The organism is Pseudarthrobacter sp. L1SW (assembly GCF_020809045.1).
Classification (GTDB): Bacteria; Actinomycetota; Actinomycetes; order Actinomycetales; family Micrococcaceae; genus Arthrobacter.
The window spans coordinates 1,016,124-1,038,474 of record NZ_CP078079.1; the positions used below are offsets into that span (position 1 = coordinate 1,016,124).

The window sequence follows — 22,351 nt, forward strand, 5'->3', positions numbered from 1 at the left end:
CAGAGGGCACGCAAGGACGCAGCACGACGACCAACACCTGGCACATCAACCTGACAAGAACTGGAGCAGCAGCCCTTCCAGCGGGCTGGTTTGTGGTGGACTGGTTTCGGATGGGCTGATCTTCGACCCCCTAGATTTCGAACCCCTAGATTTCGCCGGACTGATTTCCGGGGCACTGATTTTGGGAGCACTGATCTCCGCGGCACTGTTTTCCAGTGGCAGGATGCCCGGCGGCCATTGTGGAGGCTCGCGGTCTGGTTGTTCGGCTTGGTACTGCCGCCCTGTGGGTGAGGTCCAGCCGGGTGGTTCGTCCTTGGTGGCCGAGGTCGGTTCCCAGCCGCTGTTGTGCTTGAGCCGGTGATGTTTTGGGCAGAGCTGTGCCAGGTTGCTGATCCCGGTGGTTCCGCCGTGTTGCCAGGCCTTGAGGTGGTCGGTTTCGTTGTCGAGGGCATTGTTGCTGCAGCCGGGGAAAGCGCATTTGCCATCCCGAAGATGCAGCGCTTTCCTCATGGCTTTGGTGAGTCGGTAACTGGTGCGACCGATCTCCAGTGGTGTTCCGTCGTTGGGATCAAGCAGGACGCGGCGGAACGACCCGGCGCCGTCGGCGAGGAGTTGGCGGGCCATCGAGGCGGGGATGGGGCCGTAGCCGTCGAGCACGGCGGGTTCGCTGGTGAGGCCAAGCAGTGCGAAGAACGGAACGGTCACAAGTACGTCGGCGCGGGGCGTGGGGACCTTAGCGGCATCCATGTCATGGGTGAGGTTGGGCGTGCTTTCGAAGGTGCCGGGCGCGGCGGGGTCCGGTTCTGCCGGTGCCCGGTTGCCCCGGCTGCCGGGATCGTCGCTAAAGCCCAGGTCTGTAGCGGGTTGGTCGGAGCCGACGAGCGTGGCCACGCCGATCATGTCCTCCGGCGCATCGCCCGGGGCGCAACCGGTTCCCGTGGGATCCGTGGCTATTGTGCTGCGGTTGGTGAGGAGCCGGTTGGTGAGGATGTCGGGCCGGAGTTGGGTGAGGGTGCGGGGTTCGCTGGGGCCTTGGAGGCTTCGGGCGGTTGCGGTGAGGTCGTTAAAGATCGCCAGCGCCTGGTTGGCGGGCAGGTACGCAGCGATCCAGGCCATCCCGTCACGGTCCGGCGTGAATTCCACCCGCCGATCGGCCACGCCCTTGCGGTGGCGCTGCTCGATCGACTCCGGGTGATGGCGTTCCCGCCAGCCCCGCACCTTTGCCCGTAACCGGGCCGGCACCATTTCCGAGGCGGGACAACCCCGGGCCGGGTTGGGCGCGTGGGGGTCGAGGAAGTGCGCCACCAGCGCGGCTGCGGCGGCGTGGTCCAAAACTTCCGTTTCGTCGGTAAAAATCCGGGCCTGCTGCCAGGAGAGGCTGCCGGCGGAAAGGGCGTCCATGAGCGGCGGCATTGCACACACCTGCCGGGACTGGGTGACGAACGCGCACGCCGTACCGGAGCTGATGGTGAGGATCCCGGCGATCTCCTCAACGGTGGAGATCTCGGTGTAGGTCCGGTCGTGCAGGGGCGCGTCCGGCGGGGTCATCGCGTGCTGGAGGTCCATCGCCTCGGTGGCGGATCGGGCCTTCCGCGCCGCGGCCTGGGACTCCAGCTTCTTCTCCAACCCCATCCGCTCGAGCCGGATTTCGTACGCCCTTTGCATTACATCGATTCCGTCCCCCGCGGTTCCTGAGGCTCCGGCAGAAGCGAGGGCGGCGTCCTCGGCATCAAGCGCGGCGAGAGCAGCAACGGTGGCGTAGATCGCCTCCACTCCCGTTCCGATTCCCGCGCCGTTTTCCATAGGAATATCGTCTAACGGGGGTACGACATTTTGGCCGGTCGGCACTGGGCGGGGCCAAAGCGGCACACTTGGCAGGACTCGCCTAAGCGGAACACACGCCCGCTCTCTCAAAGTGCGTGCCGCCGTCGTACTTCTTCCAAACAGCAACCGTTGTTGCGCTGGTCCGGCAGTGGCAAGATGGGCGGAGGCGCTGGGCTGCTGCCGGTCAAGGGGTAAGAAGGACGACGGCGAGTGCCCGGCTTGGTGAGCAAGGCGGCGGTGAGCGGGCCATGACACAGCACAGCGGGCGGAAGCGGCGGTTGCAGGTATCCGACGTCAATGTCGTCAATCGCCGCACGCTGCGGAAGGCGCTCGGCGGGACCATCGTGGGCAACACGATGGAGTGGTACGACGTGGGCGTGTTCGGCTATCTCATCACTACCATGGGGCCGGTGTTCCTGCCCGAGGCGGACAGGGCCGTGCAGAACCTGTTCCTGCTGGGGACCTTCGGCGCCACGTTCGTCGCCCGGCCGCTGGGCGGCATCTTCTTCGGCTGGCTGGGCGACAAGATCGGCCGCCAGAAGGTCCTGGCGATGACACTGATGCTGATGGCCGTGGCGACGTTCGCCGTCGGCCTGCTGCCGGGGTACTCCGTGCTGGGCATCTGGGCGGCGGTGCTGCTGGTGGTCCTCAAGCTGGTGCAGGGCTTTTCCACCGGCGGCGAATACTCGGGCGCCACCACGTTCGTCTGCGAGCATTCACCGGACCGCCGCCGGGGCTTCTATGTCAGCTTCCTGGACATGGGCAGCTACCTCGGTTTCGCGGCGGGCGGGCTGGTGGTGTCCCTCCTCCAGTTGGCGCTGGGGCAGGAGCAGATGGAGGCGTGGGGCTGGCGCATTCCGTTCCTGGTGGCCGGTCCGCTGGGTGCCGTGGCCGTGTACTTCCGCATGAAAATCGAGGAGTCAGCCGCCTTCAAGGCCACGCTGGAAGCCGAAGCCGTGGCGGCCAAGCACCCTGAGACAGGGGAGGACCTCCGTCCCGTGGGACCGGTCGGGATCGTGAAGGCGCACTGGCGGCCGATCCTGCTGGCCATGATCCTGGCCGCCGCTGCGAACACTGTGGCCTATGCCCTCACGTCCTACATGCCCACCTACCTCACCACGAACAAGGGGTACAGCGAGGTGGAGGGGACGCTGCTGACCATCCCGGTCCTGGTGGCGATGGCGTTGTGCATCCCGTTCACCGGGCTGCTTTCGGACCGGATCGGCCGCCGTCCCGTGCTGTGGATTGGGGCCTTCAGCACCGTGGTGTTGGCGGTTCCGGCGTTCCTGGCGATCGCCGCGGGGAGCCTCCCTATGACTTTGCTGGGCCTGGCCCTGATCGCCTTCCCGGTGGCGTTTTCGGTGCCGAACCTCGCCTCGGCGCTGCCGGCGCTGTTTCCCACCGAGCACCGCTATTCCGCGATGGGCATCGCCTACAACCTGGCAGTCGCCATCTTCGGCGGAACGGCACCGTTCATCATTGCAGCTCTCATCGGCCTGACCGGCGAGGATATGGCGATCGCGTACTACCTCATGGCCGTGGCCGCCGTCGCCGCGGTGGCCATCTACTTCCTGCCCGAGTCGGCCGGGCGGCACCTGCCCGGGTCCATGCCCAGCGTTGATTCTGTTGAGGCGGCGCGGCACTTGGTGGACACGCAGGACCACAACCCGCTGCTGGATGTGGACACCCTGCCCTTCGAGGAAAGCTTCGAGATCGCGCGGGCGTCGCATAAGAGCGGGCCCGGGAAGCCGACGGTCATATGAGCCCGCCACGTCCCGTCAGGAGCAGCGCCGGGCCCTTCTGTTGACGATCAAAATAGGGGGACCAGCGGCCTATCGACCCTTACCGCCGGAGCGTAAAGTCTTACCACGTCGAAGTAGGGACACGCACGACGGGAGTATTAGGCATGGCTGGTTACGGGATGAAGATGGCAGGTGCTTTCCTGGTCTTTCTTGGCCTCTTGGTTACAGGAATGGCTCCGGGGGCAGCAGCTCCGCCACCAGGAGACAAAGACCCGGTGGGCAATGATGTCTCCTGGCCCCAGTGCGGCAAGACGCTGCCGACCGGACAGGCATTCGCGATCGTAGGCGTGACCGGAGGACTAGCCAACAACACGAACCCTTGCCTCGCCGAGCAACTCTCCTGGGCAAAATCCTCCACGGGGGGAACTTCCCAGCCCAGAGTTGCTTTGTATGTAAACACTGCCAACCCGGGACATGAGGGCTCCTGGTGGCCTTCGTCCAACATCTACGCTAACGCAAACGTCCCGAACCCTTACGGGACGTGCGACTCGAAAGGAGAAGTCGAAGGGCCCGTCGACCTCCCCTGTTCCTACATGTACGGGTATGCCAAGGCGTATGACGACGCCAATATCCGAGGCGTGACGAATCCCGGTACATATTTCTGGTGGCTGGATGTGGAGACGGGCAATAGCTGGCAGACCGACAAGGCCCTGAACCGGGCAACCCTGGAAGGCATGGTGAACCACTTCAAAAGCATCACTGCCGGCAAGAAGGACTCGGACGGCAAGGCAGCCGGTGTCGGGATTTACTCGACGGGAAGTCAATGGGGAACCATTGCCGGGACTGTGCCCTCGAGCAGCCCACTGACTGGATTGCCCAGCTGGCTTGCGGGTGCCAAGACCCTGCGGGGTGCGAAATCGAACTGTTCCCTGCCTGGCTTGACCCCTGGCAGCCCGGTCACCGTGACCCAATATGTATCGGCGGGACTTGATTACGACTACTCCTGCCCGACTCGATGACCGGACGAACCACTGCGTGGTGAACATCGGCGGGGCCAAACGCGTGTTCGATACTCAAACCATGCTGAATTACTTCCGTGAAACACAAGAAGCGCGAATAGCTACTCCCGGGCGGCGTTTCTACAACTACGTTTCTGCAGCGGTGATCCTTATCGTCATGGCACTGGTTTTTGCGGGCCTCGTACCTCTGTGGATTTTTTGGATCGCCTTCCCCATGTCGCTCGTTCTGGACGCCCTTTTGACCCGGAAGTGGGTCAGGGAAGATGCACTCGGAGATTACTGAGCCGCCCAGCGGCAGTAGGCGTGCCGCTGCCTGCCCCGTTGACGTACAGAATCAGCGATTAGACATGCTGGCTCTCGGAATCGGTGCAGGTAATGACGCCGCCATGTCGCTCCGGGACAACACCGGCTGTTGGGTGGGACAGGCGCCCGCCGTGAGGCGGGTACCGTTAGCGAAGGCTGCGGAGGAACGCCGCTGTGTCCGCTGCCACCTGCTCGGGGCATTCCCACAGGACCACGTGCGCCACGCGGGGGTAGACCGTCAGGATCGCCCCGGGTATCCGGGCCGCAAGGATTTCCTGGCCGCTGCGGGGCAGCAGATTGTCCTCGGCGCCGTACAGGATGAGCGTGGACGCGTGGATGGTCCCGGATTCGGTGGGCGGGACGGCTTCGCAGAGCCCGTTCAGGATGCCCTTCCAGGCGTGGGCGGGCATCGTGACTCCGTCGCGGACACGGTCCTCCATGTACCAGCCCGGGACGTCGTGCAGCAGGGGAAACCAGGACAGGGAGTCCCGTACCCAGGCCTCATCCACGGGGTCGGTGAGCGCATCCACCTCGTCGGCGAAGGCGGGCCGTTTCTGCAGGCTGAACGGAGAACCCACCAGCACCAGCGCCGCCACCTTTTCCGGGTGGTCGACGGCGAGCTGCTGGGCCACATAGCCGCCGCTGGAGGAACCAACGACGGCGGCCCGCGGGACGTCCAGTGCGTCCAGGATGGCGGCGGCGTCCTCAGCCTGTTCGGCCAGGGAGTAGCCGCCCACGGGTTTGTCCGCCTCACCCTGCCCCCGGAGGTCCGGTGCGTAGATGCGGAAGCCGGTGAGCAGCGGGATCAGCCGGTCGAAGCTTTTGCGGGATTCACCCCAGGCGTGGAGGAGCAGAACGGGCGGGGCTCCGGCGTCGTCCTGGCCGTTGTCTTTTCTGTTGTCCTGGACGAGGCACGGCACCGTGATGCCGGTGCGGAGGCGGAGGTGCCGGATATCGGCTTCCATGGTTTCAGAGTACGCCGGGCTGCCCGGCGAGTCAGCCTTCGCGTCCGGCCGCCTTATCAACGGCCGCCAGCATGCTCGTGAATGTCGCCGTCAGCATCCTGTCTATCGCCGGTCCTGTCACTTTGCCGAGGGGCCCGCCCCTTGGCACGTAACGGTAATGGAAGGTCATCGCTGTTCCGGCACCTTCCGGCTCGAGGACGAGCCGGGATTCGGCGTGCTTGAACGGCACCAGTGCCGACGGCTCATTCATTGTTGCGATGGCGTGCCGCTCTTCCCACGCCGTCACGGTCTCGACCATGGTGCCCACGGGCGATAGACGGACCCGACGGCGGGCACCCACCCCAGTGGTCTTGCCACCGATGGCCTCCGATGCCTTGAGGCCGTCCCACACCTTTGCCAGGTGCGGGAAGTCCGCCAGCACTGCCCAGATCGAGGCCACGGAGGCCGGGGACTTTCGATGTACGATGAGGTTTCGCTCGGTCATGGCTATGGCTTTCCACCTTCGGTAACGGCTGCGCGCGGTGCGCGGCGCAGCTGCAACAGGTTCCTCGAGTACTCCTCCTGCAAAAAGGATCAGCCATCGCTGCTGTGCCGGGACAGGGTCCAAGGTCCCAACGGCCCGCGCATGGGCCGTACCTACTTGCGAGCGGGGGGTCTTGGTGGAAAGGAATGTCCTAGTTCTCCGGTAGCGGGCCTCGCGGGGCGCTGCTGACGATCCCGCGGTCCAGGGCAAGCGTCGCAGCCTGTGTCCGGGAACTCACGCCGAGCTTGTTGAAAATGTTGCTCACGTGCCGCTGGACAGTTCGCTCGCTGAGGAACAACTCTGCACCAATTGCCCGGTTGGGCATGCCCTGCACGATTAATCTGAGCACCCCGACCTCGCGCGGAGAGAGGCCGTGCTGGCCCGGAATGTCGGAATGCTGGAGCATGCCCTGGACCACCAGCAGGTCGTGACGGGCGCCGAGACTTCTGAAGGCCTGGCGCGCCGCTTCGAGTTCCAGGTCCGCCGCCTCGTCGTCCCCCACACCCCGGTACGCGCTGGCCAGGAGCACGGAGCACTGCGCCGTTTCATAGGGGACGTCCAGGTCCCGCCACAGACCGGCGGCCTCCCGGAGCTGGGGGAGTGCCTTCCGCCACTCATTGCTGGCAAGAGCCAGTTCCCCGAGGGCACGCGCATGGGTGGCCCGCACGCTGTCGGACGCGAAATGCTCCGCGTGGCTGCCCAACTCGGCTGTAGCGGCCTCGGCTTCACCCGCAGCGTCAGCCGCCAGGAGGACGGTCACCGCCGCAGGCAGCAGTTCCACGCGGGCAGCCGGTCCCACGGCCTCGCCAAGCGCACGCCGGATCCCCGCTGCCGCCGCGGGCACGTCTCCGAGGGAGAGCCGGAGCTGGGCGAGCCCCGGCTGGGTGGGGCCTCCGGTGAATGCCGCCGTCCGGTAGGCTGCCTCCGCCTCGGGAAAGTCACCGAAAAGCCGATGCGATTCACCGAGCTCATAGCGCGCATGCCCCATGAAGCGGGATCCTGCGCCCTCGGCCAAGCTCCGGCATGCGTCTTCCAGTTGGGCAAGGGCTGCCGTCCACTTGCCGGCGAGCCGGAGGTGGACCGCGTGGTAGGTCAGGCAGTGACCGTAGAAGGGCCCGCCGAACGGAGGCACCTTCTCGAGCCACGATCCGAGGGCGGCGCTCCATTCCCGAACCCGCGCGACGTCGTGCACCTCCATTTCGCAGGTGCCGATCGCCGCGCAGTAGAGCAGGCTTGTGGTCCGTGGCGTCGTCTCGCCCGCCAGGACGCGGAGCATGCCATCGTCTAGCCAGTCCAGCCCGTCCGTGAACCGGCCGGACAGGACCAGGGCGCGGCCGGTGAGGAGCGCGGAGAAGGCGAGCTGATCGGCGTCGTGCATCCTTGCGGCCCCGTCACGGGCGCGGGCGAGGAGCGTGACGGCGTCGTCATAGGCACCGGCGCCCATCCGGTAGTAAGCCGCGGTGATGAGCAGCCAGCCAGGCTCTTCACCGGCGTCGTCGGGGCCAAGTTCCCGGGCCCGTGCCAGCCAGCCGTTGGCCTGCGCGTCTTCGCCGTTGAGGCGGTAGGCCTGCCACAGCCAGAAAGCGGCGGCGACGGCGGGACGCACCTGGCCGTTCGCGGCCCGCTCCTCGAACGCATGCACCAACGCGGCTATCGCGTCGTCGCGGAGCCCCACGATTTGTGCGCACTCGGCGAAGTACTCGAGATCCTCCACCCCGAGGCCGGCGGGCCCGCCGGCGGCGCGGAATTCGTCGCAGGCCTGCCGCCACGCGTACGACGCGTGGTAGTCCCGGGCGCGCGTGAGGTGATCTCCGTCGTCGGCCATTTCAACCTCCCGATCACTACTATGCATCGCTGGACTGGGCATAACTACCCAGTGCCGGATGCCGAAGCTGGCGCGGTCTGCCGATGCCGGCGTGGTGCGCCGGCGGGATCCTGAAAGTGATCCGCAGGGTGCGGACCACATGGTTCAGGAGGCCATCATGTACGAGCCGTTTGTCTGCTTAAGCACCTACACCGTGCGCGCGGGGTACCTCGATGAAGCCCTCAAGTCCTGCCGCGAGGTGGCCAGCCTGGTGGAGAGCCGTGAGCCCAGGATGCTCGTGTTCCAGTTCTTCGCCGATGAACAGGGCCGGCAGATCACCGTCCTTCAGGTCCATGCCGACGCCGAATCCATGGCCAACCACATGGCCGTGGTCAGCGACCACCTGGCACGGTCCGGGTCGTGGCTGGAGTCGTTCGGCAACACGACCGTCCTGGGCCAGGCGCCGGCGGTCCTCTCGCAGTGGTACCGGGAGGCGGGTGAGGACCTTACAGAGTTCCCGCGGCACATTGCCGGCGTTATCCGGGTCGGGTCGCCGGTTAGCTGAGCGCGTCCAGCCGGGCGCCCTGCCGGGCCTACGACGGCGGCGGGCTGGCAGGGAATTGCCGAGTCCCGTCCGGGGCGCCTGAGTCCACTACAAAGGCTGCGGCCAACGCCATGAAGCCGGTGGCCGTTCTCACGGCCGGTTGGGAACCGGCGTTGACGATGCCCATCTCGTCTTGGGCGTAGCTGGGAAGCGTGCCGTCCACCGTGCGGGTCAGGGAGCGCTTTTCTCCCCGCGCGAGGACCCGCTCGTGCTCGGTCCGGACCTGGTGGTCACGGTCGCGGTTCGTGCCGGACATCAGTCCCCTGTGGGATCCCTTGACAGCAGTCATCAATCCGGCTCCCGTTCCGCCCTAGCCCGCCACCGCCGCCTTCGCAGCCCGGGACGCCTTCATCCACTCGGTCAGCCACGGCGCCCGGACTGCGGAGGTGATCCGGCAGTCGGCCACGAAGGTTCCCTTGGCGCCGGCATCGATCCAGTGTCGAAGCGCGGAGAGGTCCTCCAGCGAACGGATGACCGCAGACTCCGCCCCCAAAGCCCGCGCTATCCCGCTGAAGTCCACCTCCGGGATCAGCATCGGCTTCTCGGTCAGGCCCTGGGTGCCGTACTGGTGGATCTCCGCACCGTAGGCGGCGTCGTTGTAGATCACCACGACGGCGCTGCGGGCGGCGGCAATCAACGATTCGAGGTCGGCCAGGCCCATCAGGAAACCGCCGTCGCCGGAGGCCAGCACCAGGGTGCGGTCGTCCTCCACCGCCCGGGCTGCCCCGACGGCGCTGGCCAGCCCCAGCCCGATGGTCTGGTAGGCGGTCCCCACCATCACCAGGTCCTGCGGCCGCGGGATGTTCCAGTACATGGGCGCCCAGCCGATGAAGTGCCCGCCGTCCTGGACCACCGTGCGGCGCTCGGGCAGCACGGCGTCGAGCGCGCTGGCAAGGGCTCGCGGGTCCAAGCGGCCGTCCGGGGATTCAGTGGAGCCGGGATCGTGCCCCGGCCCGGAGGCCAGGCGCCGGGAAGCTTCAGGACGCCATGCTCCAGCAGCAACGTCACCATCAAGCAAAGACAACAGATGCGAAGCAGCGGCCTTCGCGTCCGCGCTGACGAACAGGTCCACCCTCGGATTCGTCGGCTGCAGCCCGGTGTCGATCTGGATGACCGTGCTGTCCGGGCCCAGCAGGTGCCCGAACCGCATGGTGAACGGGCTCAGGCTCGCCCCGGCCACCAGGACCACGTCGGCCTCGCCCATGAGCCCGGCCGCGGTGTCGGTGCCGAAACCGCCCGCGACGCCCAGGTACCCCTCGCCTTTGAGGAGGTTGAGCGCCAAGGCGGTTCCGGCGGTCAGTGCGCCGAGGCGGTCGGCGAGCTCGCGGAGCTGCGGGCCGGCTCCGGCGAGGTGCGCACCCCGGCCGGCCAGGATCAGCGGCCGTCTTGCCCCCGCCAGGAGGCGGGCAACCTGCCCAAGGCCGCCGTCGACGTCGTCCCTCACCTTTGGCGCCGCCGGCTCCGGAAGCTCCTCGTCCGCAGCCCCGAGCGCCGCGAGGTCGTAGGGGATGGCAAGCACGACGGCGGTGCGCTGGGTCAGTGCGTAGTCCACCGCCTGCCGGGTGATGGCGCCCGCTGCGTCGCGGGTGACGGTGAAGGTGGCCGCGCCGAGGCCGGCGGCGATGGCCGCCTGGTCCACGTCCCAGGGCCGGGGGCCGCTGGTGGGGGCGTCGCCGGTGACCAGTACGACCGGGATCTGCGCCTGGACCGCCTCGGCGACGGCGGTGAGCGCGTTGGTGTAGCCGGGGCCGTAGGTGGTGGTGCCCGCGGCGAGGCGTCCCGACGTGCGGTAGTAGGCGTCGGCCGCGGCGATGGCGGCGCCCTCGTGCCGGACGGGGGTGAAGCGGAGACCCTGCTTTTCCGCGGCGTCCAGGAAGTAGACATTGCCGTTACCCATGACGCCGAAGACGTCACTGACATAGCTGCTGAGAACCTGCGCCACGCGGCCGGACACCGTAAGAGAAGTCATGCAGGCATCGTGTGGCCTGCATCTCACATTCGCAATACCGCTGGATCCTGCTGGGACTTTTGTCAGCCGGAAGCGCGTGAAGTGACAATCTGCCCATTCATGGGCACGCCCTGCGGTCAGTCCGGAGTGCGGGATTCCTGCTCGGACAGCCGGCTGATGAGGCCGTCGTAGCGGGGCGGCATGAGTTCCAGGATGGAGATGGCCGTGCTGGTGCGCTGGACCCCTTCGATTTCCAGGATCTGGTTGGTGATGCGGTAGAGGTCGCCGGTGCCGCGGGCCACCACCTTGGCTACGAGGTCCGCGTCGCCGGTGGTGGCGTGCACCTCGATGACCTCCGGGATCGCCTCGAGCCCGTTCTCCACCGAGCCGGTGCGGGTCTGGCTGATCGAGAGTGAAAGGAAGGCCATCAGGTCGTAGCCCAGCGCGGCGGGGTCCAGCCTGCGGCTGAAGGAGCGGAGCGCGCCGCTGCGCTCCAGGCGCGCAAGGCGGGCGTGGACGGTGTTGCGGGCGACGCCGAGTGTCCGGGAGAGTGCCAGGGCGCTGGCTTCGGGGTCCTTGTCCAGGGCCAGGATGATCCTGCCGTCGAGGGAATCCAAGGTGCGAGAGTTCGCGATGGTCATATTTTCAGCATAGTTGCTAGAAGTTGAGCAGAAGTCCCAATGGCTAGAGCGTATCTTGCAATGTGGTCCGGGTCACTTCCATGATCGGAACCCATGACCAGTAATCAGCTCTTGGCCGGTCCCGAAACGGCGCTGCCCACCCTCCGTGGCGCCGTCGCCGGCCTTCCGTCGTACGTGCCGGGCCGGCGGGGCGCCGGTGCGGACGTCGCCGCCCTCGCCAGCAATGAAAGCCACTATGACCCGCTGCCCGCAGCCGTCACTGCGGTGGCCGAGGCGGCCGGCAGGATGAACCGCTACCCGGACATGGCCGCCGTCGAACTCCGCGAAAGGATCGCCCGGCACCTGGGCGTCTCCTTGGAGGAGGTGGCGGTGGGTCCCGGCAGCGTCGGCGTCCTCCAGCAGATCATCACCGGCCTGTGCGACGCCGGGGATGAAGTGGTCTTCGCGTGGCGCTCCTTCGAGGCCTACCCCATCCTGGTGGAGCTGGCGGGCGCCCGTCCGGTCCGCGTCCCGCTGGACGACGCCGAGGGCCACGACCTGGACGCGATGGCCGCCGCCGTCACCGACCGCACCAAGGTCATCCTGCTCTGCACGCCCAGCAATCCCACCGGCGTGCCGATCAGCCACGACCACGTCGAGGCCTTCCTGGACGCCGTCCGTTCCGACGTCCTGGTGGTGATCGACGAGGCCTACGTGGAGTACGCCGACGCCGGCAGCGGCCCCGACTCCCTGGCGCTCTACCGCCGGTACCCGAACGTGTGCGTCCTGCGGACCTTCTCCAAGGCTTACGGGCTTGCGGGCCTGCGGGTGGGCTACGCAATTACGACGGCGGCCATCGCCGAAGGTTTGCGCCGCACCGCCCTGCCCTTTGCCGTGAGCGCGCTGGCCCAGCAGGCGGCCATCGCGTCGCTGGACGCGGGGGAGGAGATGGCAGCGCGCGTTGCTTTGGTGAAGCAGGAGCGCGCCCGGATGGCCGCGGAGCTGGAGACGCAGGGCTGGAAGCTGCAGCCGAGCCAGGGCAACTTCGTGTGGATCCGCGCGGACGGCGACAGCCTGGCGATGCTGGTGGACGCGTTCGACCGCGCGGACATCCTGGTCCGCGCATACCCGGGCGACGGCGTGCGGATCACCGTGGCCCACCACGCCTCCAATAACCGCGTGCTCCGGGTCCTCGCAGCCCATGCGGCCTCGACAACTTTCTAACCCCAACCCCCAACCCCGTTCCACCTAACAGAGGAATCCCCATGGAACAACAGACAAAGACGTCTGCCCGCGCCCTCGGCGCCGCCCTCAAACCCCGCCAGCTCACCATGATGGGGCTTGGCAGCGCCATCGGCGCGGGCCTCTTCATCGGCTCCGGCGCGGGCATCCAGGCCGCCGGCCCGGCCGTGCTGATCTCCTACCTCGTGGCCGGGACGCTCATCATCCTGGTGATGTGGGCGCTCGGCGAGATGGCCGCCGCCAACCCGGACAGCGGCGCCTTCTCCGTCTATACCGCGAAGGCCTACGGGCCGGTGGCCGGCGCCACGGTGGGCTGGCTCTGGTGGCTGCAGCTGGTGGTGGTCATCGCCGCGGAGGCGCTTGGTGCGGCCGGGCTGCTTGCCACCATATTCCCCGCGCTGCCGGTGTGGCTGATGGCGTTCGTGTTCATCGTGGTGCTGACCGCCGTGAACCTGACCAGCGTGAAGAACTTCGGCGAGTTCGAGTTCTGGTTCGCCCTGCTCAAGGTGGCGGCGATCGTCGGGTTCCTCCTGGTGGGCGCTGCGCTGCTCTTCGGCTGGCTGCCGGGTGTGCAGTCGCCGGGCCTGGCGAACTTCATGGGCGACGGCTTCGCCCCGGGCGGTTTCGGCGGGATCGCAACGGCCCTGTTTGTGGTGGCGTTCGCCTTCGGCGGCACCGAGATCGTGTCCGTCGCGGCAGCCGAGACGGCGGAGCCTGCCCGCAGCGTGAAGAAGGCTGTCCGGACCGTGCTGTGGCGCATCCTGGTGTTCTACATCGGTGCCATCTTCATCATCGCTGCCGTGGTTCCCGTGGGTTCGGCCGGGCTGAAGAGCCCGTTCGCCGCTGTCCTGGAAGCCGCCGGCATGCCCGGTGCCGCAACCGCCATCACCCTGGTTGCTGTCGCCGCACTGCTCTCCGCCCTCAACGCCAACCTCTACGGCGCCTCCCGGATGGCCTTCTCCCTGGCGGAGCGCGGTGAAGCGCCGCGTTGGCTCGCTTCCGTGTCCAACGCGCGGGTTCCCGTGGTCGCTGTCCTGGCCAGCGTTGCCTTCGGTGTTGTCACGGTTGTGCTGGAACTGGTGTTCCCCGAGATGGTCCTTGGCGTCCTGCTCAACATCGTGGGCTCCACCTGCCTGCTGGTGTGGACGTCCGCGCTCCTGGCCCAGCTCGCGCTGCGCCTCCGTGCCGACCGTGATGGGACGGAGCTTCCCCTGCGGATGCCCGGCTTCCCCTGGCTCACGGTGGTTGGCCTGGTCATCCTCGCGGCGATCTTCACGGTGGGCTTCATCGGCGAGGATTCGCGTCCCCAGCTGTTGAGCACCTTTGGACTCGTGGCGCTGCTGGCGGTGGCGAACTGGCTGAACCACCGTGGCGGCCGGAAGGTTGCGGGCCGGATTGAGTCTTCTGACCGTGAAAAGGAGCCGGTCCTCGTCGACTGAACCAGGAGCTGAACCCCGCTGCGGGGTCAGTGTGCGGGAAGGGCGCGTCCGGCTTTGGCCGGGCGCGTCCTTTCGCATGGCAAACACGGCCTTCACCTGCTGCCTGGACCCCGGGCCGCGGCTCCGGGGACTTTGGACTCTACCCCCGAAGCCGTCGCGGACGTCCGATGGAAGCATGACAGCTGGCACCGAACCCCGCACCGCCAGCACCACCGAAGGAGCCTCACATGGAACGGGTCATCGACAAAGTAGCACTGGTCACCGGTGGCGCGCGCGGGATTGGAGCCGCCGTGGCGGCGCGGCTTCATGGCGAAGGGGCGAAGGTGGTCATTGGGGACGTCCTGGACGAGGAGGGTAAGGAGACCGCGCAGCGCATGGGCTCCGGGGCGCTCTACGTCCACCTTGATGTAACCAGTCCGCAGGACTGGGAGGCAGCGGTGGGTGCCGCCGTCGAAACGTTCGGGGGCCTCAATATTCTGGTGAACAATGCGGGCATCGTGAACTTCGCCTCCATCGAGGACTACACCTTGGATCAGTGGAATGCCGTCATCGCCGTCAACCTGACCGGCACCTTCAACGGGATCAAGGCCGCGATCCCGGCCCTGAAGCAGTCCAAGGGCGGGTCAATCATCAACATTTCCTCAATAGCCGGCATTCGCGGCTACGAGCAGATCCCCGGATACACGGCCTCGAAGTTCGGCGTGCGGGGACTGACCAAGAGCGCGGCGCTGGACTTGGGACCCCATGGCATCAGGGTCAACTCGGTCCATCCCGGAGTCATCTCAACCCCGATGACGGCCGACATCGAGTTCGACATGAGCCATGTGGCACTGGGCCGCATAGGTCATCCGGGGGAGGTCGCGGACCTGGTTTTGTACCTGGCTTCCAACGAATCGTCGTTCGTGACCGGAGCCGAATTCGTCATCGATGGTGGTGACACCGCGGGGACGGTCACCCGGCAGGAGCAGCCGTACCCTCCACGCGATACGGCTCGGTAATCGAGGCGAGGCAGTGAAAGGAAAGGACAAATGACCAGCACCGGTCCGTTCGTGATTGTTGTGGGTTTTGACGGTTCCGGACATTCCCAGGCAGCACTGGACTGGGCCATCGATGAGGCACGGCAGCGTAACGGCCAACTCCGCCTCGTCACCGCCTGGAACAAGCCGCCGCTGGCGTGGTATCCGGCTGTTCTGGAAACGGCTGCAGGTGAAATTGCCGCCGAAGAGTCTCCGGAGCAGATCGCGCGGATGGTCCAGGGCGAGGCGCTGAAGGCCGCCGCAGACGGCGGCGTGACCGCTGAAGGTCAGCTCGTTGACACCCATTCACCGGCGTCGGCGATTCTCGACGCTGCCAAAGACGCTGATCTTGTTGTCGTTGGCTCCCGGGGCCACGGGGGATTTCCCGGGCTGCACCTGGGCTCCGTCTCGACTCAGGTGGTCAACCACGCACAATGTCCTGTCCTGGTGGTCCATTCCCAGGCGTGATCCCCTGGTACATGCCTGGCTGAGGCCGTCCCGGAAGCCCTAAATCCACTGGAAATTCGGCTCTTGCGCCACCGGAAAACCAGGCGTAACACTGTTAATACGTTCTTCGAAAGAAGGGCGGGAACGAACAACAGGGGAACCTTGGAACACACCGTGGACCTGGTCCAGGTGGCCTGCCGGTGACGAGGCAGGAAGCACCGGGATTCCCGCAAGTTCGGGAGATGATGTTCGTCATAACGGAATCAAAACAGTCGAAGCCCCTTCAGCATTGCTGGTGGGGCTTCCCCTATGTACTGCCAAACCACGCGGCTACCGGGAGCCTCCGGCGACGGGCTGGTCAGCCCGTTGTCGATCATTTTCCGGGGATCTTCTGCTTTTTCGCGTGCCGAGGGAGAGCGGCATTCGAGTTCTGACCATCGTCACGGGGGACTGGCCAGCGGGCAGCCGTTCTTCAACGACATCAACCCGCGCCGGACCGTGCCGCGCGCCATCATGCTCGTGGCCCTGATCGGCGGCGGCATCTTCGTGGCGGTGTCCTACGTGACCCAGCTGGTGCACCCGGGCGGCGTGTTCGAGGACTCGGCCGCCGCGGCCAGTTCCATCGCGCTGCAGATCGGCGGGCAGCTGTTCGGTGCCGTGTTCCTGGCCGGCCTGGTGGTGGCGCAGTTCGCCTCCGGCCTCGCCGCGCAGGCCAGCGCCTCCCGCCTGCTGTACGCGATGGGCCGCGACTCCGTCCTGCCCAAGGCCGTCTTCGGCCGGCTCAGCGAGAAGTTCCACACCCCGGTCGCGAACCTGGTGATCACCGGCATCGTGGGCCTGATCGCGCTCTTCCTGGACGTGGCCACGTCGACATCGTTCATCAACTTCGGTGCCTTCACCGCCTTCACGCTGGTGAACGCCTCAGTGGTGTTCCACTACGTGCGTCAGCGCCGGGCCGGGCAGCAGCTGAACCCGGTGTCCTACGTGGTGGTCCCGATGATCGGCGCGATCATCTGCGCCTACCTGCTCTCCCAGCTGGACAGCAACGCCATTACGCTGGGGGTGTCCTGGTTGGCGCTAGGAATCGTGGTCCTGGCCCTGATCACACGCGGCTTCAAGGCGGCGCCGCCGGAGATGACGGCCACGGAGAAGGCAACGGTCGAGGCTGCCGCCTGAGCCTGTTTTGTTTGTAGCGTGGTTCTTGTGGCAAGGGAAGGAACACTCGTGAAGATAGCGCTGGGGCAGCTGGAGTCGGGCGCCGACATCCAGGCCAACCTAGCCGCGATCGACCGGTTTGCCGCCGATGCAGCGCGCGACGGCGCCGCGCTGGTCGCCTTCCCGGAGTACGCCACCTACGAGAAGAAGAAGGTGGACGCGACGTTCCCGGCGGTGGCCGAGCCGCTGGACGGCCCCGTTTGTCAGGCACTCGCCGCCACTGCCCGCCGCCACCGCATCGCGCTGGTGGCGGGCGTCGTGGAGACGTCGGACGAGCCGGGCCGGGCGTACAACACTTTGGTCGCGTTCGGGCCCGACGGCGGCCGGCTGGCTTTCTATCGGAAGATCCACCTTTTCGACGCGCAAGGGTTCGGGGAGTCCGAGTTCATCAAGCCGGGCCCGTCCACTGACCCGGTGGTGTTCGAGCACGGGGGAGTGCGGTTTGGGCTGATGACCTGCTACGACCTGCGGTTCCCGGAGCTGGCAAGGTCACTGGCCGACGCCGGCGCGCAGGTCCTGCTGGTCTGCTCGTCCTGGGTGCCGGGCGAGCACAAGACCGAGCAGTGGCTGGCGCTGAACGCGGCGCGCGCCATCGAGAACAGCGTGTACGTGGCGGGCGTGTGCCAGGCGCCGCCGGTATCTGTGGGCCGGAGCGTGCTTGTGGATCCCATGGGTGTTGTCGAGGCTGACCTTGGGCTGGAGCCGGGGGTGCGTTCTGTGGAGGTTTCGATGGAAACGGTGGACCGGGTGCGGGCATCGTTTCCGATGTTCCGGCAGCGACGGTTGTAGGGCCGAGATAACTTGCTGACTGCCGTAAGCGCCGGGGGACGTGGGCCGTACGGTGGCTTCGGAAGTGGTAACTGGACCTCTAGGTCGGGACGTTTTCACATCGCCGCCGTACCACTGATTTCAATTCTTGGGCGTCAGAGCCGGTTCAGCAACTTTTCCTTTTTGCGTTGAACTCATCGTCCGTGAGAATGCCCGCGCCTTGCCGGGAGGCGAGCTTGGAATTTTCCTCTGTGACATCGGGTGTGATGATCGGCGCTTGGTCCGCCGGCGGAGGCTTGGCTGGGGCAGGAACGCAGGCGTAACGCCCGTCCACTAATGGCGGCCTGTTTACCGGGGCTTGAGGTCAACTCCGTCGGTATCGCCTGCGAGTAGCTGCTTCCAGCAGAGGGTGCCTAGGGCTTGGAGCCAGCACGAGAGTCACCCGCATCCTTCCCGCAGCGGCAGTGTTCGATGACGGGTAACGAGAGTACGGGCCGACGCGAACCATGCTGCGTGCCTGGACGATGGTGAGACCTGTCCATGAAGGTGACCTGGGCGTCGGAGCGCAAACCTCCTGCCCAGTGCGGCTTTCGGATCCGAAGACTTGGGTGAGGTTGCTGCGGTTGTGCTTCGACAGGGGGCAACGATGTGTGGTTCTGGAACCTTCACGGGTAGTCTCTCTCGGTGAGGCGAATCAGGCACTGGCTGGAAGGGACGGGGTTTACTTTCGGCCGCGAGCATCTGGCCCTCAACATACTCGCCGGTATTGCCATCATTGGTGTGGCTGTCACCGTCTTCATCAGCAATATTCCGCAGCCAGTCCCAGCCGCAGGGGAACAAGAACCAGATCCTCTTCCATGGCTTTTTGACTTGTGCATTGCCTACCTGAGTGCTTTCCTGTTTCATCTCCTTGTCGTGGCACAGCCGGCACGGCGGAAGGAGAAGGCCCGCTTCCTCACCCTGGCGATGCCTCTGGAAGCAATCGCTTACTCGGGCATGGATATGGTCCGGGACCTTGAACGGGTTGCATCATGCCCTCCGCGCCGGGTCACAGAGGAGCACCTAACCAAAGTGCTGAGGGCTATCAACCACAATGACGACATCACAGCCCACATCGCTTTCAGACTTTCGTTGGCAGCGTCCGCCTACAAGGAGATCGTTCCTTACGCCGCCGACCTGCCTCTGGACCTACAGACAGCCCTTCAAAGGGAGAATCGCACTTCCCTTACGCTCTGGTTCCCACTGGATAAGGCCAGCGTTGATGTGCACACCAGCCTCCAGGACCTGCGGACAGTAGTAACTCAGGACCTCTGGACCGGCGGGAAGTGGGTACACAAGCGAGTAACCCTGGTTGGTTACGCACGGGTTTTCATGGAGTACTACAAGGCTAGCGAGGCAGTACGCACGGCACTAGCGAAATACCAGTCCCAAATTCCCAGGCCGTTAGAGGATGACGGAACCGCGCCCGGACGACTTACGTTCCTTTACGGCAACGAACAGGCGAGTTACTGGACGTACCCGCCAGAGGCGCATAGTGAACTTCTTCCCGGGAAGAACCTAAGCAGGGGGTTGGCACGTGAAGCCCCGTGAAATCGCTGCCCGCATAGCCGAAATGAAGGCTGGGCTGGTCTACTCAGGGATGGGCGGCTTGATCCTATCGATGCGTCCAGATAGGGCTCGAATTCTTGAGCTCTTCGATCTTCCCCCTGACGGCTTCATTCAACACGGGCGCAAGACTGGTCCGATGCATAAGCTCGCCATAGCGCCCTACTTTCACGGTGGCGAGGTTGACGGTTCTACTAACCTCGGAATGATAAAAGTTTGGCCCAATCTGATGATTTTGGAACTGGGTCACCTTCTGGCTGAGGAGGATTACTTTGACAAGCGTCCACTGTTTGAATTTGTCCGCCACGTTCGCAATGCAATAGCTCACGGGGGACGTTTCCACATCAAGGGAAAGTGGTGGAGGGATGCGATATTCGATGGCATTCAACTCTCGAAGGACTACGATGGCAGACTTTTGAAGGACGCTGTGCTTCCCGGAGACATGCTTGCACTGATTGATGCAGTTGAGCTGCAGCTGATGGAGTTGTCTTGAGGGCATCGCGGGAGCAGGCTTATCGTCGCAACTGCCGAACGGATAGATGGGGGGAAGCAACAATGCATAGCTCCGCTACGCATTGTCTGGGATGTGCGCTGTGCATGAGGAACGAGCCCACTGTTAGTGTCATCGACATGACGGTCGCCCACAGTAGAACTACGACAGCCCGAAGTACCGTGGCCAGCGCCTTCACCAGCGTCACGTTCGGCCTCCGGTAACCGCCCTCAAGCAAACTCCCAAGTAATCACCTGGATGCCAGCGCCCAAGCATTTCGGTTGTCTTCGAATGCAGCAGCAGGCGATCCACCTTTTCGACGCGCAGGACTTTGAGGAGTCCACGTTCATCAAGCCGGGGCCGTCCACGGCGCCGTGGTTTTCGATCACGGGGAGTGCGGTTCGGGCTGATGATCTGTTACGACCTTCGGTTTCCGGAACTGGCGAGGTCGCTGGCCGACGCCGGCGCAGGTTCTGCTGGTCTGCTCGTCCTGAGTGCCGGGGGAGCACAAGACGGAGCAGTGGCTGGCACTGAACGCGGCGCGGGCCATTGAAAACAATGTTTACGTAGCGTAGCCGCGGTGTGCCAAGCTCCGCCGGTATCGGTGTGCCGGAGCATGCTGGTGGATCCGATGGGGGTGGTTGAGGCTGACCTCGGATTGTTGCCTGGCGTCCGGGCGGTGGATGTCTTGCTGGAGACGGTGGGCCGGGGTGCGGGAATCGTTCCCGATGTTCCGGCAGCGGCGGCTTTACGGCTGAAGCGGACAGTGTCTCCCCGATGCCTTGACTTCATATCACCAGGAGCCTGTCACCCGACCCTCGGATTCAGCTCCTCGCGCATACACGACAGAGTGGGACCCGGGTAGACACGCTTGTTTTGGTTGAGGCCAGCCATAAGTGCGGAAGTAATATGGATCTCTGTGGGCGTCGGGCGGTGTTGTAAAACGTAGACTTGACATATTTTCGGCTAGGAGAGTAGTCCCACTATCTGGGCGCTGTGGCCGATGGTCAGGATGGGTGGCAATGAGGCAATGTTTTACAGTTGATCTTGTAAAGACGGATCGAAACGGCAACTTGTCCCGTCTGTATAGCGAGGATCTTGTGCCGGTCGCGCACATGCTTCGTTGCTTGCGATTGTTGGATGGTCTTGACAATGATTTCCTCGGAAAAATAATCTGGCTGCCGTTTCCTAAGGATTCCGAGGGGTCCTGGATTTTTTTCCCTCTTGACTTCGCTGTCCTTTCGATATTTCGTCGAGAACCTGAGGTTTTTGTTTTTGGCCAATGGAACCCAGGTATGCCCGAGATGTGGGACAGTCAGTTAGGCTACGGTGCGCTAAAGGTGGTGCGGGTAGTGAGTAGGGAGAAGAGCAGATCCCTCATAGAAGCTTCAAGAGCTTCCAACGAAGGTGTTCTGGAGTTGCCGAAGGAGTTAAGTGATTAGTATCCGTAAAAGACATGCAACCGAGCTTTTTTGGATATTTTTGCTCCCGATCGCCGGGGGAATTTGTGCATTCCTCATGGTTACTCAAGGGGCGTTAAGGCCTTCAAGGGAGGATCTCTCTGCCTTCTTTGGAGTGGCGTTACAGGTCTTGGCAACCGGTCTCGTCGCTTTCGCTTTGATTTCTATGTTCCCAGCGAAAGTAGGCCACATGCTGCTTCGTCCCCTCAGCTTGGGTGCCCTGAGTTGGCTGACGCTCGGTGTAATCGCCTCTATTGCTGGTGCCCTAGATTTGGAACTTGGCCCATTCGGTCCGGTTCTCTTAGCTGCGACCCTCAGTTCCCTGCTCGTGTTTCTTACTATTGTTTTGCGAGTGGCTGTAAAAAACATCAGAAGCCAGAGCCGGGAGGCCGAGATTCAACTCGCTAAAGGACCCTCAACTAAATCTCTTGGCTCTTGAAACAAAGGGGAGCTTAGAGTGAGGTCACTCCTTCTGTAGGGCAAGTGAAGCAGCATCTCGGCCCTTTTGAACCTCTTCGAGTTCTCCGGCTGCGGAAATTACCGCTCCGTGGAGACCTGCCGTGAAGAGTTTCCTAAACTCCTCGGGGTCATCTCGGCTAAAGTGCACCACGAAGTTGCGGTTTATCTTCTCAACCAATGTCTGCGTATTAAACACTGCACACCGAACTTGTTGACGCTCAAAGGGCCAGTCCTGTAGGTCTCTTGAACTAATTAGAGCCGATGCAAAAGGAACTCGAACATGAGCGAATTCCAGCAACTCTTTATATAAATTAAGACGAACTAACTCGTTATTCATGGTAGCGATTGTCTGCTGCCAACTTTCGGTGGCCACGCTCCTTGGACTTCGATTAGTAGCTGCTTCAACGGCCTGCCGTGTGACAGTGTCACTGATTCGATCGACTTCTGTGTAAGCGTAATTCTTCACCCACGCCTGGAGCGCTGTCAGAGAAATATCATGGAGCGGTTCGATGTCCTCGTCTCGACTTTGGGAGGATGCCAGGGCATCGCGGAGCGCATCCTTCAAGTCCAAGGTCCGGCCTTCTGCACGAGCGTCTTGTGCCTCGTGCCGGCTCTTGACGAACTCCTCGCTGGTAGAAACGAGAATGGCCTCCGCCTGCCTCTGATCCACTGGCATAAGGGTTGCGATTGGACGTCCATGCCTAGTAATCACCATAGGCTCACCACCGAGCTCTATCTTGTCGAAGATGTCCCGAGCGTTTCGCTGAAGATCGCGAATGCTAAGCATAGCCATGATAGCCTCCTGTCTGACAAGTGTCTGACATCATAGCAGCATTATCAACTGATCGGCAGTGATGG

22 protein-coding genes and 1 pseudogene are annotated in these 22,351 nt (G+C 64.4%); 15 read left to right on the forward strand and 8 right to left on the reverse strand.

The window, feature by feature from the left end; genetic code table 11:
- Positions 1-90 precede the first annotated feature (90 nt).
- Positions 91-291, forward strand: a complete 201-nt coding sequence (locus KTR40_RS19090; RefSeq protein WP_370633187.1) for a pentapeptide repeat-containing protein — start codon at positions 91-93, stop codon at positions 289-291.
- Here the strand turns inward: KTR40_RS19090 and KTR40_RS04790 are convergent.
- Positions 214-1,803: pseudogene (locus KTR40_RS04790) on the reverse strand (DUF222 domain-containing protein); the annotation flags it as partial. The gene KTR40_RS19090 and the pseudogene KTR40_RS04790 overlap by 78 nt on opposite strands.
- A 269-nt stretch (positions 1,804-2,072) precedes the next feature.
- Here KTR40_RS04790 and KTR40_RS04795 point away from each other — a divergent pair.
- The 3 genes from KTR40_RS04795 (at position 2,073) to KTR40_RS04805 (ending at position 4,868) form a co-directional block, all read left to right on the forward strand.
- Complete coding sequence (locus KTR40_RS04795; protein ID WP_228405440.1) at positions 2,073-3,587, forward strand: MFS transporter; 1,515 nt, start codon at positions 2,073-2,075, stop codon at positions 3,585-3,587.
- Between the two features lie 143 nt (positions 3,588-3,730).
- A complete protein-coding gene (locus tag KTR40_RS04800) occupies positions 3,731-4,585 on the forward strand; it encodes a hypothetical protein (RefSeq protein ID WP_228405441.1) in 855 nt (284 codons plus the stop codon).
- Positions 4,586-4,601: 16 nt separating this feature from the next.
- Entirely contained in the window at positions 4,602-4,868 is a 267-nt protein-coding gene (locus KTR40_RS04805) for a hypothetical protein (RefSeq protein ID WP_228405442.1), read from the forward strand.
- Positions 4,869-5,034: 166 nt separating this feature from the next.
- On the opposite strand, the gene KTR40_RS04810 is transcribed toward KTR40_RS04805, so the two are convergent.
- From KTR40_RS04810 to KTR40_RS04820, 3 genes are all read right to left on the reverse strand, one after another.
- Entirely contained in the window at positions 5,035-5,853 is an 819-nt protein-coding gene (locus tag KTR40_RS04810) for an alpha/beta fold hydrolase (protein ID WP_228405443.1), read from the reverse strand.
- Between the two features lie 31 nt (positions 5,854-5,884).
- Positions 5,885-6,337, reverse strand: coding sequence for an SRPBCC family protein (locus KTR40_RS04815; protein WP_228405444.1), 453 nt, complete (start codon positions 6,335-6,337; stop codon positions 5,885-5,887).
- Between the two features lie 190 nt (positions 6,338-6,527).
- Positions 6,528-8,201 (reverse strand): response regulator transcription factor, encoded by a 1,674-nt coding sequence (locus tag KTR40_RS04820; protein ID WP_228405445.1) that lies wholly within the window; start codon positions 8,199-8,201, stop codon positions 6,528-6,530.
- Between the two features lie 58 nt (positions 8,202-8,259).
- Between KTR40_RS04820 and KTR40_RS04825 the strand changes: the two genes are divergently transcribed.
- Positions 8,260-8,745 (forward strand): hypothetical protein, encoded by a 486-nt coding sequence (locus KTR40_RS04825; protein ID WP_228405446.1) that lies wholly within the window; start codon positions 8,260-8,262, stop codon positions 8,743-8,745.
- 28 nt (positions 8,746-8,773) lie between these two features.
- Here the strand turns inward: KTR40_RS04825 and KTR40_RS04830 are convergent, their stop codons facing one another.
- The 3 genes from KTR40_RS04830 to KTR40_RS04840 form a co-directional block, all read right to left on the reverse strand.
- On the reverse strand, positions 8,774-9,073 hold the full coding sequence (locus KTR40_RS04830) for a hypothetical protein (protein ID WP_228405447.1): 300 nt from the start codon (positions 9,071-9,073) through the stop codon (positions 8,774-8,776).
- 21 nt (positions 9,074-9,094) lie between these two features.
- Positions 9,095-10,753 carry a thiamine pyrophosphate-binding protein gene (locus KTR40_RS04835; RefSeq protein ID WP_228405448.1) on the reverse strand — a complete coding sequence of 553 codons (1,659 nt, stop codon included), beginning with the start codon at positions 10,751-10,753 and terminating at the stop codon, positions 9,095-9,097.
- A 116-nt stretch (positions 10,754-10,869) separates the two neighbouring features.
- Positions 10,870-11,373 (reverse strand): Lrp/AsnC family transcriptional regulator, encoded by a 504-nt coding sequence (locus tag KTR40_RS04840; protein WP_228405449.1) that lies wholly within the window; start codon positions 11,371-11,373, stop codon positions 10,870-10,872.
- 93 nt (positions 11,374-11,466) lie between these two features.
- Between KTR40_RS04840 and hisC the strand changes: the two genes are divergently transcribed.
- From hisC to KTR40_RS04890, 10 genes are all read left to right on the forward strand, one after another.
- A complete protein-coding gene (gene hisC / locus KTR40_RS04845) occupies positions 11,467-12,576 on the forward strand; it encodes a histidinol-phosphate transaminase (protein ID WP_228405450.1) in 1,110 nt (369 codons plus the stop codon).
- A 41-nt stretch (positions 12,577-12,617) separates the two neighbouring features.
- Positions 12,618-14,033: an amino acid permease gene (locus tag KTR40_RS04850; protein WP_228405451.1), complete on the forward strand. Its 1,416-nt coding sequence runs from the start codon at positions 12,618-12,620 to the stop codon at positions 14,031-14,033.
- Between the two features lie 227 nt (positions 14,034-14,260).
- On the forward strand, positions 14,261-15,031 hold the full coding sequence (locus KTR40_RS04855) for a glucose 1-dehydrogenase (protein WP_228405452.1): 771 nt from the start codon (positions 14,261-14,263) through the stop codon (positions 15,029-15,031).
- A gap of 30 nt (positions 15,032-15,061) precedes the next feature.
- Positions 15,062-15,517 carry a universal stress protein gene (locus KTR40_RS04860; RefSeq protein WP_139028330.1) on the forward strand — a complete coding sequence of 152 codons (456 nt, stop codon included), beginning with the start codon at positions 15,062-15,064 and terminating at the stop codon, positions 15,515-15,517.
- Positions 15,518-15,805: 288 nt separating this feature from the next.
- Positions 15,806-16,672 (forward strand): APC family permease, encoded by an 867-nt coding sequence (locus KTR40_RS04865; protein WP_228405453.1) that lies wholly within the window; start codon positions 15,806-15,808, stop codon positions 16,670-16,672.
- Between the two features lie 48 nt (positions 16,673-16,720).
- Complete coding sequence (locus KTR40_RS04870) at positions 16,721-17,500, forward strand: carbon-nitrogen hydrolase family protein (protein ID WP_228405454.1); 780 nt, start codon at positions 16,721-16,723, stop codon at positions 17,498-17,500.
- Between the two features lie 663 nt (positions 17,501-18,163).
- Positions 18,164-19,069 (forward strand): hypothetical protein, encoded by a 906-nt coding sequence (locus tag KTR40_RS04875; RefSeq protein WP_228405455.1) that lies wholly within the window; start codon positions 18,164-18,166, stop codon positions 19,067-19,069.
- On the forward strand, positions 19,056-19,577 hold the full coding sequence (locus KTR40_RS04880) for a hypothetical protein (RefSeq protein ID WP_228405456.1): 522 nt from the start codon (positions 19,056-19,058) through the stop codon (positions 19,575-19,577). The genes KTR40_RS04875 and KTR40_RS04880 overlap by 14 nt, the downstream gene beginning before the upstream one ends.
- Before the next feature lie 391 nt (positions 19,578-19,968).
- The gene (locus tag KTR40_RS04885) at positions 19,969-20,127 is read left to right on the forward strand and encodes a hypothetical protein (protein ID WP_370633166.1); all 159 of its coding nucleotides are present in this window, start codon (positions 19,969-19,971) and stop codon (positions 20,125-20,127) included.
- A gap of 881 nt (positions 20,128-21,008) precedes the next feature.
- On the forward strand, positions 21,009-21,473 hold the full coding sequence (locus KTR40_RS04890) for a hypothetical protein (RefSeq protein ID WP_228405458.1): 465 nt from the start codon (positions 21,009-21,011) through the stop codon (positions 21,471-21,473).
- A 24-nt stretch (positions 21,474-21,497) separates the two neighbouring features.
- Here KTR40_RS04890 and KTR40_RS04895 read toward each other — a convergent pair whose 3' ends face one another.
- On the reverse strand, positions 21,498-22,286 hold the full coding sequence (locus KTR40_RS04895) for a type II toxin-antitoxin system Phd/YefM family antitoxin (RefSeq protein ID WP_228405459.1): 789 nt from the start codon (positions 22,284-22,286) through the stop codon (positions 21,498-21,500).
- Positions 22,287-22,351 lie beyond the last annotated feature (65 nt).

What these genes read in the sequence shown, in the direction of transcription:
- KTR40_RS04795 (WP_228405440.1), top strand. Translation starts at nt 2,073, where the DNA reads ATGACACAGCACAGCGGGCGGAAGCGGCGGTTGCAGGTATCCGACGTC.
- KTR40_RS04800 (WP_228405441.1), top strand. Translation starts at nt 3,731, where the DNA reads ATGGCTGGTTACGGGATGAAGATGGCAGGTGCTTTCCTGGTCTTTCTT.
- KTR40_RS04810 (WP_228405443.1), bottom strand. Translation starts at nt 5,853, where the DNA reads ATGGAAGCCGATATCCGGCACCTCCGCCTCCGCACCGGCATCACGGTG.
- KTR40_RS04815 (WP_228405444.1), bottom strand. Translation starts at nt 6,337, where the DNA reads ATGACCGAGCGAAACCTCATCGTACATCGAAAGTCCCCGGCCTCCGTG.
- KTR40_RS04820 (WP_228405445.1), bottom strand. Translation starts at nt 8,201, where the DNA reads ATGGCCGACGACGGAGATCACCTCACGCGCGCCCGGGACTACCACGCG.
- KTR40_RS04825 (WP_228405446.1), top strand. Translation starts at nt 8,260, where the DNA reads ATGCCGAAGCTGGCGCGGTCTGCCGATGCCGGCGTGGTGCGCCGGCGG.
- KTR40_RS04830 (WP_228405447.1), bottom strand. Translation starts at nt 9,073, where the DNA reads ATGACTGCTGTCAAGGGATCCCACAGGGGACTGATGTCCGGCACGAAC.
- KTR40_RS04835 (WP_228405448.1), bottom strand. Translation starts at nt 10,753, where the DNA reads ATGACTTCTCTTACGGTGTCCGGCCGCGTGGCGCAGGTTCTCAGCAGC.
- KTR40_RS04840 (WP_228405449.1), bottom strand. Translation starts at nt 11,373, where the DNA reads ATGACCATCGCGAACTCTCGCACCTTGGATTCCCTCGACGGCAGGATC.
- hisC (WP_228405450.1), top strand. Translation starts at nt 11,467, where the DNA reads ATGACCAGTAATCAGCTCTTGGCCGGTCCCGAAACGGCGCTGCCCACC.
- KTR40_RS04850 (WP_228405451.1), top strand. Translation starts at nt 12,618, where the DNA reads ATGGAACAACAGACAAAGACGTCTGCCCGCGCCCTCGGCGCCGCCCTC.
- KTR40_RS04855 (WP_228405452.1), top strand. Translation starts at nt 14,261, where the DNA reads ATGGAACGGGTCATCGACAAAGTAGCACTGGTCACCGGTGGCGCGCGC.
- KTR40_RS04860 (WP_139028330.1), top strand. Translation starts at nt 15,062, where the DNA reads ATGACCAGCACCGGTCCGTTCGTGATTGTTGTGGGTTTTGACGGTTCC.
- KTR40_RS04865 (WP_228405453.1), top strand. Translation starts at nt 15,806, where the DNA reads ATGTACTGCCAAACCACGCGGCTACCGGGAGCCTCCGGCGACGGGCTG.
- KTR40_RS04895 (WP_228405459.1), bottom strand. Translation starts at nt 22,286, where the DNA reads ATGGCTATGCTTAGCATTCGCGATCTTCAGCGAAACGCTCGGGACATC.